Raw genomic sequence first — 13532 nt, 5'->3', positions numbered from 1 at the left:
GCCTGCCTGAAGAATCGCGCGGAGGGTGGCTTCATGGACCGCAATCGGGAAGTACTCGAACGCTTGTGGCCTACGGACGACAAGCTCGCGCTGTCGGCCGAGGCGGAACATGAGCTGCGTGCTGACGACTACGTGCTGGAGATGCCGCAGTCCGGCGAGCGCATCGTCGGGCGGGACCGGATGCGTGCCATGCAGCAGGAGTATCCGGCGCCGCCGTCGATCCAGATCCTGCGCATCACCGGCGAAGGCGACCACTTCGTCGTCCTCGGCCGATCGGACTACGGCGGCGACATCTACTACGTCGCCAACGTCGTCGAGTTCCGCGACGGCCGGATCGCGCGCGAGACCCGCATCTACGGCGCCCCGTTCGAGGCGCCGGCCTGGAGAGCGAAGTACGCTACTTCGCCACCTCAGTAGCGCGGGACTCGCGGACCACAGTCACGCGGATCTGGCCAGGGTAGGTGAGCTCCTCCTCGACCTGCTTGGCGATGTCGCGCGCCATCACCTGGGCGGCGATGTCGTCGACCGCGTCCGGCAGCACCATCACCCGGATCTCCCGGCCGGCCTGCATCGCGAACACCTTCTCCACGCCGTCGTGGTGCATCGCGATCTCTTCCAGCCGTTCGAGCCGCTGTACGTACGCTTCCAGCGACTCGCGCCGCGCACCCGGCCGGCCACCGCTGACAGCGTCCGCGGCCTGCGTCAGCACCGCCTCGACCGTGCGTACCTCGACCTCGTTGTGGTGCGCCTCGATGCAATGCACGACGTCGTCGTTCTCGCCGTACTTGCGGGCCAGCTCAGCGCCCACGATCGCGTGACTGCCCTCGGACTCGTGCGTCAGCGCCTTCCCGATGTCGTGCAGGAACGCACCGCGCTTGCAGAGCTTCGGATCCAGCCCGAGCTCGGCCGCCATCATCCCGGCGATGTGCGCGGACTCGATCAGATGCTTGAGCACGTTCTGCCCGTACGACGTCCGGTAGCGCAGCAGACCCATCGTCCGGACCAGCTCCGGATGCAGGTCGGTGATGCCGACCTCCGCCATCGCGTCCTCGGCGGCCCGCTCGCACAGCTCGGCCACTTCGCCCTTGCTGCGTTCGTAGATCTCCTCGATCCGGCTCGGGTGGATCCGGCCGTCGAGCACCAGCGAGTCCAGAGTCAGTCGCGCGGTCTCCCGCCGGACCGGATCGAAGCAGGACAGCAGCACCGCTTCGGGGGTGTCGTCGATGATCAGGTTCACGCCGGTGGTCTGCTCGAACGACCGGATGTTGCGGCCCTCGCGGCCGATGATCCGGCCCTTCATGTCGTCGCTCGGCAGGTGCACGACCGACACGACCGACTCGCTGGTCTGCTCGGACGCGAGCCGCTGCACCGCGCCGGTGATGATCTTGCGTGCCTTCACCTCGCCCTCGTCGAGTGCCTGCCGCTCGATGTCGCGGACGATCGTGTGCGCGTGCCGCTTCGCCTCGGCCTCGATGGACGCGACCAGTTCGGCCCGCGCCTGCTCGGTGGTGAGGTTCGCGACGCCTTCCAGGATCCGGCGGCGCTCGTCCTCGAGATCCTTGATCTCGACCTTGCGCTGGTCGAGTACGGCCAGTTGCGCGGTCAGCTCGGCCTGCCGTTCCTCGATCGAGCGGTGCTGCTCGTCGAGCCGCTCCTCGCGCTCGGTCAGCCGATGATCACGACGCTCCATCTCCAGGCGCTGCTCGCGCAGATCGTCCCGGATCGACTGGGCCTCGGCCTCGGCTTCGCGCCGTACGTCGGACGCCCGCTGCTCGGCCTCTCGCCGTACCTCCAGGGACCGGTCCTCCGCGGCGCGGCGGATCTCCTCGGCACGCTGCTCGGCCGACTCCGCGCGAACCCGCAGTACGGCGGCCTCTTCCTCGGCCTGGCGCCGGACGAGCTCCGCCGCGGACTTGGCGCCGGCGGCGACGTGGGCGGCCTCGAGTTGGGCGCTGGCGGCGGCCGCGGAACTGTCGGCGGCTTTACGGCGGGAGAGGGTGAAGCCGATCCAGGCCAGCAATCCGGCGATCAGCAGTCCGATCAGGGTCAGCCCGAGGGACGTCGCTGTGGGCAAGGCCGCGAGTGACATCGGCGTCTCCCCTCTCCTTCGAGTTCCGCCCAGGCGGAACTTTGGCGTCGGTCGAAGGGACTCGCCACTCGTACGGTCGAAGATACGGCTGAACGCACCACCGGCATCCGGCGGTGCCTTGTCCCTCCGTTACGGCGCCACCGCCCACAACGCTGGTGCGTTCCGTGCGAGGCTGCGCAGTGTTCGCGCCGTCCGTTACCGATCGTGGCCGCTGCCGGAGCCTTGTCTGGGTATGCGTCACCCAGGATCGCTGCTCATGGCCGCTTCCACCGCCGGATCCGTCCGCCGCGGTGCCGTCTATCCGACGGCGCTGCGAGCCGCCGTCGTCCTTCCTTCAGCTCGGTCGAGCGATTCGTGTCGTCTTCTGCGGCCGGTCAGCCGGATCAACCGGCCCGCCGGTGCCTATATCCGCCACCGTCAGGTGGAGTGATCCCTTCCTGATTCCGAGGCTAGGCGTGCCCTACCACGCGGTCAAGACGGACACTCGCAGCCCGGCCACCGATCACCGCGAGCACGAAGGCCACTCTTCCCCGTCATCGCTGTCACAAGACCACTAATCACATTGGTCTACTCCACAACAGATCGCTCCGGGCGCGACACAATCCAGGGCAACCGGTTGGAGTCGGCCGAAGTTGCCGGCGGCCGGTTCCGGACTCTGGCGGTCGTCCCGGATTCTCGAGCCTGGCCCGGATTCTGTTTCGAGGTCGGCGCGGCTTCTGGACGTCGGCTCGGACTCTGTTCTCGAGGCCGTCCCGGCTCCTGGAGGCCGGCTCGGGCTACGGGCGCGGGCCGGGCAGTTCGCCCTCGGACTCCAGCGGCGGTTCGGTGCCGGCGGTTTCCGCGTCGGTCTGGCCGGTCGCGGTGCTGCCCGTACCTGCGCCTTCCGTGCCTGAGCCGACCGAACTGTCCGGCTGGGACGCCGGGTCGGGAGCTTCCCCGCCGACAACCTCGGCTTCCGGCGCGCCGCCACCACCGGGGGACGCGACGCCACCCGCACCGGCTTCACTCGCCTGGTCCACGGCGGACGGCGCTTCGGCGGAGGTGCCCTCGGACGCATGGGAATCCACGAGGCCGCCGACCTTCTGCTGCACAGCGTCGACCTTCTCCGCGTACTTCCCGCCAGTCTGCTTGTCGACCAGGTCCCCGGTCTTCTCGACGCCGGCCTTGATCTTGTCCGGGTTCTGCTTGACGACATTCCGGAGCCAGTTCTTCGCCTGTTCCTGGAAATCGTTCATTGCACCCTCCGCGGTGTTCAGGGGCGGATCGACGGAAAATCCCCAGCCTACGGACCGGCCAAAACACCGGCCCTACTTCGGATAACACACCGTCACACCGCACCCGTCAACGCCCCTCGCCGCTCGCACCCCCTCCGATTGCCCTCACTCTCCGTCGTTACGCGCTCCTGACGTCCTCCCGCGGTGGAAAAGCGCTGGGCCAGATGACGCCCTGACTGCTAACGTCTCGGCCGTCCGTGACACAACGCGAGGAGGTGAGGCCCCCATGGGCGCTCTCTTCGTTTTCACGGTTGGGCGACAGCTGTAGTCATCGCCGGGAGCGCCTCGACCAACTGGCACTCCCGAAAGGCAACAGCCATGCATTTCACCGCGAAGACATCGTCGAACGGTGTCGTCGAACGCAACTTCACGCTGGGCGACGTACCCGGCGTCCTCTGGTCACCCGCAGCCGGCGTCGCCGGTGCGCCTCTGGTCCTGATGGGTCACCCGGGCGGCCTGCACAAGAAGACACCGGGACTCGTGGCCCGTGCTCACCACTACGTGACCACCTGCGGTTTCACCGTCGCCGCCATCGACGCACCTGGACACGGCGACCGACCGCGTAACGCGCAGGACGAAGAGTGGGTCGCCGCACTCCAGAATGCTCGGGCGGCCGGCGAGCCGATGGGCCTGATCATTGCCGAGTACAACATCTCATTGGCCGAGCGCCACGTCCCGGAATGGCAGGCCACCCTGGACGCCCTCCAGTCACTGCCCGAGATCGGGCCCGAGGCACCGATCGGCTACGGCGGTATGACGTTGGCGAGCGCGATCGGGCTTCCGTTGATGGCGATCGAACCCCGGATCACCGCCGCGGTCGTCGGAGGGGTCTTCGTGTACGACGCTCTCACCGAGGCGGCGCGTCAGATCACCATCCCGGTCCAGTTCCTGCTCCCGTGGGACGACGAGGAGATCCACCGCCAGACCGGTCTCGACTTGTTCGACGCGTTCGCCTCGAAGGAGAAGACGCTCCACGCCAACACCGGCAGCCACCATCACGTGCCGTGGTTCGAGGTCGAAGACTCGGCCCGCTTCTACCTTCGCCACCTCGGTACGGATCGACCAGCTGACTAGGTCGCGTTGGCGTCGAGGTGCGCTTTTGCCAACGCCGGCGGCGCGAAGAGCAGCCACGCGTCGAGTAGTGCCTCGCTCAAGGCGGGCTCCGAGACCTGGTCCAGCTCGATGAGTACGGCGGCGTAGTTGTCGAAGTGCGGGATCGTGAAGAACCCGTCGGCGGCCCGAGCGGCGAGCAATGCTTCCTTCTCGCTGAGATCCTCCACGCGGACCGCGAGGATCGGGCCGTCCGGCGGGGTTTCGTCGCCGAAGCGCTTCAGATCGGCCTTGCTGAACGGGCGCTCCCACGCGAAGCCCTTGCCGCCTACCGCCCAGGTGCGGTTGCCGTGCCGCGTCGTCTGCTCGGTCTCCGGCAGCGCCGCGACCAGTCGCTGCACGTCATCCAGGGTCGCCATGCCGGTCACGCTACTCCGCCGGGCAGACCCTCGACTTGAACAAAAGGAGGTATCCCACCAACTTGTCGCCAGCCCGACGCGACCTTCTCGCCGACACGACGCGACCTTCTCGCCGACATGAGGCGAGCTTCTCGCAGGTCCGATGTGACCTTCTCGCTGGGGTGACGCGGCCGGCTGCGCGGTGGCGTGACCAGGCGATGGGGCGATCGCCTGGTCACGCTCGCTCGTCAGAGGCGGTGGCGGGTGCCGCGCTCTTGGTGGGGAACGACCTGCGCGGACCCCGGGAAAGTCGGGGCCGGCAGTTGGGCCGTCTCGTAGGGCGGCCATGTTCAGCCGCGAGCCGGCCTCCGGGAGGAGCGGCGGCTTCCGTCACCGACACTTCGCCCGGAAGGTGTCTTTCATCCGGCACCTGCTCCAACGTTGCCGAACTAGTTTCCAGGCACAACTTATTGCGCAGGTGAACAGATTCAGCCCCCGCGGTCAGTCCGGCTCCAGCCCAGACGGATCCAGCAGCGGGAGCTCGTCGTGGCCAGCGTCCAACTCCTGCTTCACGATCGTCATCGCAAGGCCGCCCGGGTACCCCTTGCGCCCAAGCATCCCGAGCAGACGACGCATCGCGACCTGCCGATCAAGCGAACGCATGGACCGCAACTTCCGCCGAACCAGAGCGCGAGCTGTCTCTTCCTCCTGCTCGGGATCGAGCTCATCGAGCGCATCCCGCGCCAGCTCGTCATCCACACCTCGCCGGCGCAGCTCCTGAGCCAGCGCGCGCTTCCCCAAACCCCGCCCCCGATGCCGCGACTCAACCCATGCGTTGGCAAACGCAGCATCATCAATCAACCCGACGTCGGTGAACCGATCCAGCACCTGCTCGGCCACCTCATCCGGAATCTCCCGCTCCGCCAAGAGATCCGCCAACTCAGCCCGAGTCCGCGGCTGCCCCGTCAACTTGTCCAGCAAGATCCCCCGAGCCACCACCCCCGGATCCTCCACCCCATCCAACTCCGGATCCGCCGCCCCCTCAGGCCCATCAGCTCCACGTCGACTCCCCCGGCCGCCTCCAAAGCCCCGCCGCCCCACCGTCCGCCGCTGCTTTCTCTCCCCGCCCCCCGAACCCGCCCCCGCGCGACCACGCTCGTCAGCAGGGTCTCCGGAGCGCGTACGCACGGCCTCTGCATCCCGATTAGCCCCAGCACGCGGCGCATCGCCGGCGTTGGCGCGCCCCGCCGCGCGGGTATCCGTCACAGCACCAGCACCGCTGCTCGCATCCCCGGCCCGGTCGGGGTCTTGCCCGGCGCCGAACTCATCGTCTCCGGTGCCCCAGGCACCAGACTCTCCTCCGGCGGCGGTGTCAGATGCCCGACGTACGACGGCACCGGTGTCGGTCGAAGGTCCGGCACCCTCGTCGGCCGAACCGTCTTGTGAGTCGCCCCACGGATCGGCGCTCCCCACCTCGGAACCAGGACCAGGAGAGCTACTCGGCGACTCGTCGACGGACGCGATGTCGTTCGGATCTGCCCAAGGATCAACGAGCCTCGCATCGGAGCCACGGCCACGCGCCTGGCTCAGCGATTCACCGGCGGACGCGGTCTCGTCATCTGCGCGGGAATCAGCCGGGCGCCGTGTGGATCGGGGCGCGCGTCCGGTGTGGCTGGGTAACTCGCCGTCGGGCGCGGTGTCATCTGAATCTGCCCACGGGTCTAGCGGGCGCGAACCGCGGGCGCGGCTCGGCAGCTCGTCCTCGGTTGCGAAGGCCTGTGCAGCTGCCCGGGAGTCGGCCTTGCGTGCCGCGGCTTCAGCAACCTCGTCGTTCTCGGCAATTCGACGGATCGAGCCTGCCCGGCGTCGGGGCGAGCCCGACCCCGGAAAGTCGTCGTCAGCCGAGACGTCGTCCGGATCGGCCCACGGATCAACAGCCCTCGCACCCGACCTACCGCCGCGGGTACGACGCCCCTCGCCGACAGTGCCACCGTCGCAAGAAGCACCACCGACGCGAGAACCACCCGTGCCAGAAGCGCCGCCGGCGCGAGAACCACCGTCGCGCAGAGAGCCACCGAGGCGAGAACCGCCGTCACCAGCCGAATCGCCGTCACGCGCGGAGGTGTGTGCAGCCTGGTCGCGACTGTGTTGGGCGGAACCTCGGTTGGGTTGTGGGGAGGTGCCGGAAGGCCCTGTAGATGCGGCCGTGCCCTCAGCCAGGAGCTTTCGCGCCAGGGCCAGGCGTTCTTCGTGAGGTAGGGACAGGGCCACGGGGGCAGCGTCGTCGGCTGGGAGCCGGGGGACGCCGCCGCCCGCGGGGGGTCGATCAGAAGTCGACATCGACCTCGGCCGTGGCGGCCTCGTCGGCCGGCTGGTCCAGCGTCGGGCCGATGCCCATCTTCTCCTTGATCTTCTTCTCCAGCTCGTTGGCCAGATCGGGGTTGTCGCGCAGGAAGTTCCGCGCGTTCTCCCGGCCCTGGCCGAGCTGGTCGCTCTCGTAGGTGAACCAGGCGCCGGCCTTGCGGACGAAGCCCTGCTCCACGCCGAGGTCGAGCAGGCTGCCCTCGCGGCTGATGCCCTGGCCGTAGATGATGTCGAACTCGGCCTGCTTGAACGGCGGGGCCACCTTGTTCTTCACGACCTTGATGCGGGTCCGGTTGCCGACCACGTCGGACCCGTCCTTCAGCGACTCGATCCGGCGCACGTCCAGCCGCACCGAGGCGTAGAACTTCAGCGCCTTACCACCGGTCGTGGTCTCCGGGGAGCCGAACATCACGCCGATCTTCTCGCGTAGCTGGTTGATGAAGATCACGGTCGTGTTGGTCCCGCTGACCGCACCGGTCATCTTCCGCAGCGCCTGGCTCATCAGCCGGGCCTGCAGACCGACGTGGCTGTCACCCATCTCGCCCTCGATCTCGGCGCGCGGCACCAGCGCGGCCACCGAGTCGATCACGACGATGTCGACGGCGCCGGAGCGAACCAGCATGTCGGCGATCTCCAGCGCCTGCTCACCCGAGTCTGGCTGCGAGACCAGCAGCGCGTCGGTGTCGACGCCCAGCTTGCGCGCATAATCCGGGTCGAGCGCGTGCTCGGCGTCGATGAAGGCGGCGATGCCGCCGGCGCTCTGGGCGTTCGCCACCGCGTGCAGGGCGACCGTCGTCTTACCGGAGGATTCCGGACCGTAGATCTCCACCACGCGACCGCGCGGCAGACCGCCGATCCCGAGCGCGATGTCGAGCGCGATCGAACCAGTCGGGATGACCTCGATCGGCGCGCGGCCCTGCTCGCCCAGACGCATCACCGCACCCTTGCCGCACTGCCGCTCGATCTGCGTCAGCGCGGTCGCCAGCGCCTTCTCGCGATCCGCCGCCGCGCGCTCCGCACTCGCCGCTGCACCAGCCATATGACTGCCACCTGACCCATCTGATATTCGGGGCCGCTGTCCCAGCCGCCCGGAGAAACTTCGTGTCGCCAGAGAAGGTAAACGTCTCGTCGGACAGTTTTCGCCGCCACTTCGAATCTGTGGACAACTCGGCCGCCCGGCGCACCTTCAGGACACCAAACTATCCCGAACACGTGTTCGAATCGCAACTGACACGCCGAAGCTGTCCCGGCAACCATCCTGGACCGCCGGCTCCCTACCCTGGCGGGCGTGGCAGACCGTCCCGACGTCCCCGACTCCGCCGTCGTCCTCGCCCTCAGCCGGGTCGAGTTCGGCATCGATTCGGTCCTCGACGCGCTTCGTACCCAGGACCCGTTCGGCATCCGTAGCGTCCTGGCCGACTACTCCGCCCAGGAGCAACCCAACCTGGCCGAGAAGGGCCTGATCCTGGCGGTCGACCAGCTGCTCAGGATGAGAGTGCCCGGGCATGCCGAGTGGCCCTCGCTGCCGCTGGCCAAGCGCTGCGATTGGTGGGTCGAGCGACTCGGCGGGTTCGCGGCCGTCGTCGCCGGTCTCCCCCGGATCACCGGTGCGGCCGCCGACCGGCTGCCGGTCAAGGACACCCTCGGCGCGGCCGTCCAGGCGATGGTGATCGGTGCGGTCTGCCGCGAGTACGGCGTCGAGGCGCATGCCGACCGTACGGCGGTAATCGCACGGGTACTGACGGACCGTCCGATCACTCCGGACGACGTACTCAAGTACGACGACCCGACAGCGGCGGGCCAGGATGTCGCGAAGCAACTGGGGCTCGGCGATGAGTCCGAGGAGGCAGGACTGCGCATGGGCGTCCGGATGGTGTGGCGGATCAGCAAGCTCTTCGGTGGGCTCGGTGAGGTCTTCGAGGACCGCCCGCGCGGCAGCATCGGTGCCCGGCTCGTCGGCAAGCTTCCCGGGGTCGGCGTGGTCGGCGGATTCTTCGACGAGCGCAAGGGCATCCGCAAGGCGGCGTACGAGACCGCGGAGTTGCTCAGCAGCAGTGCGTTCCGGGTCAAGCCGTTCTGACAAACACTGGGGCCACGGCTGCAGTCCTGGGATGATCTCGGCATGACTGGGATCGTGATCGCACAACCGGACGACAGCTGGCCGGCGCAGTACGAGAAGATCGCGCACGCGGTCGGCGGACTGCTCGGCGAGTTGGCACAGCGGATCGACCACATCGGATCGACCTCAGTCCCTGGCCTGCCCGCCAAGGACATCCTCGACATGCAGGTGACGGTCGGGACGGAGCCGGAGCTCGACGACGTGGCCGAGCGGATGGTGGCAGCGGACTGGGAGCTCCGCCCGCCCCGACGGGATCATCCCGTCCCCGGGCTGCCCGCCGACGACCTGCAGTGGGTGAAGCGCATGCTGCGCGAGCCGATGTACCGGCGGCGGGTGAACCTGCACGTCCGAGTCGCCGGTCGTGCGAACCAGCGGTACGCACTGCTCTTCCGCGACTATCTGCGCAGTCATCCGGAGACAGCACAGGCGTACGGCGCCTTCAAGCGCCAGGCCGCTGCGCTGCAGGTCGACGTCGCGGACTACACCGACTTGAAGGACCCGGTCTGCGACCTGATCTACCTGCCCGCCGAAGAGTGGGCCGCGCGTACCGGCTGGACCACTTGAGTGACCTGATGCCCGAGTGGGCAGCAGGACGCACGGTGAGCGCAGTACTACTGCGCGGTCGTTGACCCCGGTCTGCTGCACCCAGCAGGCTGGGTGCAGGGACGTCGTGGTCGGCCCGGCGTGCGGGCGGGTGTCCCTCTCAGGGGGCGTGGTTCGGGTGGCCGGAGCAGGACGGCTGGCGGCGTTGCCGTGCGGCAAGGTGTCCAAGTGGATCGTACTGGCGCTGTGGATCGTCGCCGTGGCGGTGTGCTTCAGCCCGGCGGGCAAGCTGACCGGTGCGCAAGAGAACGACGCTGTCTCCTGGCTGCCCGGCAACGCAGAGTCCACCAAGGTCTTGAAGGAGTCCGCGCAGTTCTCGTCCCCGGACGAGATCCCGGCGGTGCTGGTGTACGAGCGCTCGTCCGGTATCACTGCTGCCGATCAGCAAGCAGTGGCACGCCAGGTCACGCAGTACGGCGGTCTGCCCGACGTCGACCGTGATGTCATCGGGCCGATCCCGTCCGAGGATCGCAAGGCACTACAGGTCCTCGTCCCGATCAACGCCGGGTCTGGCGGCTGGGAGACGATCGGTGCGCGCGCCGACGACATCAGGCGCATCGCCGCGGATCGTCCGGACGGACTGTCGTTCCACGTGACCGGGCCGGGCGGCTTCTCGGCTGACTCGCAGGAGGCCTTCGCAGGTATCGACGGCAAACTCCTGTACTCCGCTGCCGCCGTAGTGATCGTCATCCTGCTGCTGACGTACCGCAGCCCGGTGCTCTGGATGCTGCCACTGCTGTCCGCAGGCGTCGCACTCTTCGCCGCACAGGCGGTGATCTACGCCTTGGCGACCCAAGCGAACCTGACCGTCAATGCCCAGAGCGCAGGCATCCTCACTGTCCTGGTGTTCGGTGCTGGGACGGACTATGCCCTGCTACTGATAGCTCGCTACCGCGAAGAACTCAGGAGGCATGAGGACAGACATGAGGCGATGGCGTTCGCGCTGCACCGGTCAGGTCCGGCCATCATCGCCTCCGGTTCCACCGTGGTGGCAGGCATGCTCTGTCTGCTGTTCGCGTCGATGAACTCCACGCGCGGGCTCGGTCCGGTCGCAGCGGTCGGCATCGTGATCGCACTGATCGCCATGCTGACCCTGCTGCCCGCACTGCTCGTCATCTGTGGTCGCTGGGTGTTCTGGCCGCTGCGTCCGACGTACGGATCGGATGACCACACCGAGACGAGTGTCTGGGGTCGCATCGGCCGGCGGATCGCCGTACGTCCACGAGTCACCTGGATCACCACATCCCTCATCCTGGCCATCGCCGCGCTCGGCACCTTGACGCTCAACGCCAACGGCCTGTCCAACGCGGAGTCGTTCGTCGGTACGCCGGACTCCGTGGTCGGTGAGAAGGTCGTGGCAGCCCACTTCCCAGCGGGCGCCGGCAATCCACTGGTCGTAGTGAGCAAGGCCGACAAGGCCGCCGAGGTCCGTACCGCGATGTCCTCGACGCAAGGTATCGCCGCAGTGGCGCAACCGCGGGTCGGCGGCGGACTGGCGTACCTCGAGGGGACGATGACCGACGCGGCAGACTCGCAGGCGGCGAAGACCACCGTGGATCGCGTACGGGCGTCGGTGCACGCGGTGCCGGGCGCCGACGCGCTGGCCGGTGGTGGTGCGGCGATCCTGCTCGACACACAGCGAGCGGCCGATCACGACAACAAGGTGATCATCCCGATCGTGCTCCTGGTGGTGCTGGCGATCCTCGCACTGTTGCTGCGGGCACTGGTCGCGCCGCTGATGCTGGTGGCAACTGTCGTGCTGTCGTTCGGCGCGGCGCTCGGGATCAGCTCACTGGTGTTCAAGGCGCTCGGCTTCGAGGGGGCCGACACCTCGCTGCCGTTGTTCGTCTTCGTGTTCTTGGTTGCCTTGGGCATCGACTACAACATCTTCCTGATGACGCGCGTGCACGAGGAGTCGAAGGTGCACGGCACCCGGCGCGGGGCGCTGATCGGCGTGGCCGCGACCGGTGGCGTGATCACCTCGGCGGGCCTGGTGCTGGCGGGAACGTTCGCGGTGCTGGCGACGCTGCCGGTGGTCGCGTTCGCGGAGATCGGGATCGCGGTCGCGCTCGGCGTACTGCTCGACACCATCATCGTCCGCTCCGTGCTGGTCACGGCCCTGAACCTGGACATCGGCCGGCACCTGTGGTGGCCGAGCCAGTTGGCCAACAAGCGCGATCCCGAGCCGGCCGACAGCGTGCCCGAGAGCGAGTCGGCACTCACCAGCACCTAGCAGGTGCAGGTCAGCGTTCGCTGGGTGGGAGTTGGAGGTGGGCCCAGACGGCGCGCCAAACGGTCTTGGCATGTTCGCCGTCGGCCAGAGCCTCCACTACCGTGCGGCCGCCGAGCCCCTGGACGACCTGGGTCTCAGCCCAGGTCCGTGCATAAGCGGTACCGAGATGGCGATCCATCCGGTCCCAGAACTCCGTCAGTCTCATGCCTGCCCGTTGTCGTCCTTCGGTGGCGGTCCCCAGCCGCCCTGCTGGGGCGGCTGCTGGCCGTACGGCGATCCTTGCTGCGGCTGACCGGGCGGCTGTCCCTGGCCCGGCTGCCGTCCCCAACCACCCTGACCCTGCTGCGGCGGCTGCCCCTGCTGCCCCGGCGGCTGCTGTCCTTGCGGACCCCATTGCCCCTGCCCCGGTCGGCCCTGCTGCGGCTGAGGCTGTCCAGGGTACTGCGGCTGTCCAGGCTGCCCCGGATACGGCGGTTGCCCCGGTCCAGGCTGACCTTGACCAGGTTGGCCCGGCCCCGGCTGACCCGGGTACTGGCCGGGCTGACCGCCGTACTGCCCAGGCTGCCCGGGGTACTGACCGCCCGGACCGTAGCCAGGCTGCTGCCCGTAGCCCGGCTGACCCGGGTACGGCCCCGGCTGTCCGCCGTACTGCCCCGGGTACTGACCGTAGGGCCCGTAGCCCTGCTGGGCCTTGGCCTTGCGACGACGCAGTACGAGGAAGAGGACCGCGCCGATCACGAGCAGCACCAGCACGACGATGAGGACGATCGCCCAGGTCGGGAAGCCGCCGCCGGCCTCGGACGTCAGCGAAACCTTGCCGAGCGTGTCGAGGCTGTCGTACGTCGCGGTCCGGCCGTCGATCTTCGCACCGTCGTCGTGCTCGAGGATCTTGCCCGGCATGGTGATCTTGAAGTTCACCTCCGGCTGGCTGCCGGACGGGACCTGGCCGAGGCTCGAGTCCTTGACCGAGACCATGACCTTGTCGCCGTCCTTGCGGAAGCTCACCCCGTCCCCGCTCGAGCTGCCCATCTTGTCGAACGGAACGCTCTCGAACGTGCAGGTCGAACCGACGAACTTGTCGTTGTCGTACGGCGTGCAGGTGACGCCCTCGGTCGTGGTCTGCTTGATCGCGTCGTCGATCCGCTTCCGGATCGTGTCGAGCGACTGGCCGCTGGCCTGTAGCAGCTGCTTGTCGACGCCGATCTTCATGTTGCCCGAGACCGTCTCGTTGGAGCCGACCTTGAGATCGGCGTCGAGCTGCACGCACCCGGTCAAAGCGACCAGGCAGGCCACGACGAGGAGCGCTGCGCGCACGCGGTTGATCATGTCGCCGATCATTCCAGACGAGGGGGACAAGATCCGCATCGGACGGAAAGCGCCTGTTCACAGCGGGCGATGAACG

The 13532-nt window shown here is 68.3% G+C and carries 13 protein-coding genes; 5 read left to right on the top strand and 8 right to left on the bottom strand.

All coding sequences use genetic code 11. The annotated features are described in order from the left end of the window. Positions 1-33 precede the first annotated feature (33 nt). Complete coding sequence (locus OG555_RS30310) at positions 34-417, top strand: nuclear transport factor 2 family protein (RefSeq protein ID WP_329475964.1); 384 nt, start codon at positions 34-36, stop codon at positions 415-417. Here OG555_RS30310 and rny read toward each other — a convergent pair. Then, the gene (gene rny, locus OG555_RS30305) at positions 398-2089 is read right to left on the bottom strand and encodes a ribonuclease Y (protein WP_329475963.1); all 1692 of its coding nucleotides are present in this window, start codon (positions 2087-2089) and stop codon (positions 398-400) included. The two genes, OG555_RS30310 and rny, sit on opposite strands and share 20 nt — an antisense overlap. A 776-nt stretch (positions 2090-2865) precedes the next feature. After that, complete coding sequence (locus tag OG555_RS30300) at positions 2866-3324, bottom strand: antitoxin (protein ID WP_329475962.1); 459 nt, start codon at positions 3322-3324, stop codon at positions 2866-2868. Positions 3325-3681: 357 nt separating this feature from the next. Between OG555_RS30300 and OG555_RS30295 the strand changes: the two genes are divergently transcribed. Beyond that, positions 3682-4437, top strand: coding sequence for an alpha/beta hydrolase (locus tag OG555_RS30295; protein WP_329475961.1), 756 nt, complete (start codon positions 3682-3684; stop codon positions 4435-4437). On the opposite strand, the gene OG555_RS30290 is transcribed toward OG555_RS30295, so the two are convergent. The 4 genes from OG555_RS30290 to recA all read right to left on the bottom strand — a co-directional run bounded on the left by OG555_RS30290 (position 4434) and on the right by recA (position 8214). Beyond that, on the bottom strand, positions 4434-4832 hold the full coding sequence (locus OG555_RS30290; RefSeq protein ID WP_329475960.1) for an MmcQ/YjbR family DNA-binding protein: 399 nt from the start codon (positions 4830-4832) through the stop codon (positions 4434-4436). The two genes, OG555_RS30295 and OG555_RS30290, sit on opposite strands and share 4 nt — an antisense overlap. A 480-nt stretch (positions 4833-5312) precedes the next feature. After that, positions 5313-5807 (bottom strand): regulatory protein RecX, encoded by a 495-nt coding sequence (locus OG555_RS30285; RefSeq protein ID WP_442914453.1) that lies wholly within the window; start codon positions 5805-5807, stop codon positions 5313-5315. Between the two features lie 266 nt (positions 5808-6073). Beyond that, positions 6074-6232 carry a hypothetical protein gene (locus OG555_RS30280; protein WP_329475958.1) on the bottom strand — a complete coding sequence of 53 codons (159 nt, stop codon included), beginning with the start codon at positions 6230-6232 and terminating at the stop codon, positions 6074-6076. Positions 6233-7137: 905 nt separating this feature from the next. Further along, complete coding sequence (gene recA / locus OG555_RS30275) at positions 7138-8214, bottom strand: recombinase RecA (RefSeq protein WP_329475957.1); 1077 nt, start codon at positions 8212-8214, stop codon at positions 7138-7140. Between the two features lie 249 nt (positions 8215-8463). On the opposite strand from recA, the gene OG555_RS30270 reads away from it, so the two are divergent. The 3 genes from OG555_RS30270 (at position 8464) to OG555_RS30260 (ending at position 12130) form a co-directional block, all read left to right on the top strand. Continuing rightward, entirely contained in the window at positions 8464-9255 is a 792-nt protein-coding gene (locus tag OG555_RS30270) for a hypothetical protein (protein ID WP_329475956.1), read from the top strand. 42 nt (positions 9256-9297) lie between these two features. After that, positions 9298-9858: a GrpB family protein gene (locus OG555_RS30265; RefSeq protein WP_329475955.1), complete on the top strand. Its 561-nt coding sequence runs from the start codon at positions 9298-9300 to the stop codon at positions 9856-9858. 157 nt (positions 9859-10015) lie between these two features. Next, a complete protein-coding gene (locus OG555_RS30260; RefSeq protein ID WP_329475954.1) occupies positions 10016-12130 on the top strand; it encodes an MMPL family transporter in 2115 nt (704 codons plus the stop codon). 10 nt (positions 12131-12140) lie between these two features. Here the strand turns inward: OG555_RS30260 and OG555_RS30255 are convergent, their stop codons facing one another. Both OG555_RS30255 and OG555_RS30250 read right to left on the bottom strand, forming a co-directional pair. Beyond that, the gene (locus OG555_RS30255) at positions 12141-12335 is read right to left on the bottom strand and encodes a DUF3046 domain-containing protein (protein WP_328521670.1); all 195 of its coding nucleotides are present in this window, start codon (positions 12333-12335) and stop codon (positions 12141-12143) included. After that, positions 12332-13456, bottom strand: a complete 1125-nt coding sequence (locus tag OG555_RS30250) for an LppM family (lipo)protein (protein WP_329475953.1) — start codon at positions 13454-13456, stop codon at positions 12332-12334. Before OG555_RS30250 ends, OG555_RS30255 begins: the two co-directional genes overlap by 4 nt. Positions 13457-13532 lie beyond the last annotated feature (76 nt).

The sequence above is a fragment of the Kribbella sp. NBC_01484 genome (genome assembly GCF_036227145.1).
Lineage (GTDB): Bacteria > Actinomycetota > Actinomycetes > Propionibacteriales > Kribbellaceae > Kribbella.
The sequence above is the reverse complement of the archived record's forward strand: the minus strand, read 5'-3'. Positions and strand labels throughout refer to the sequence as shown.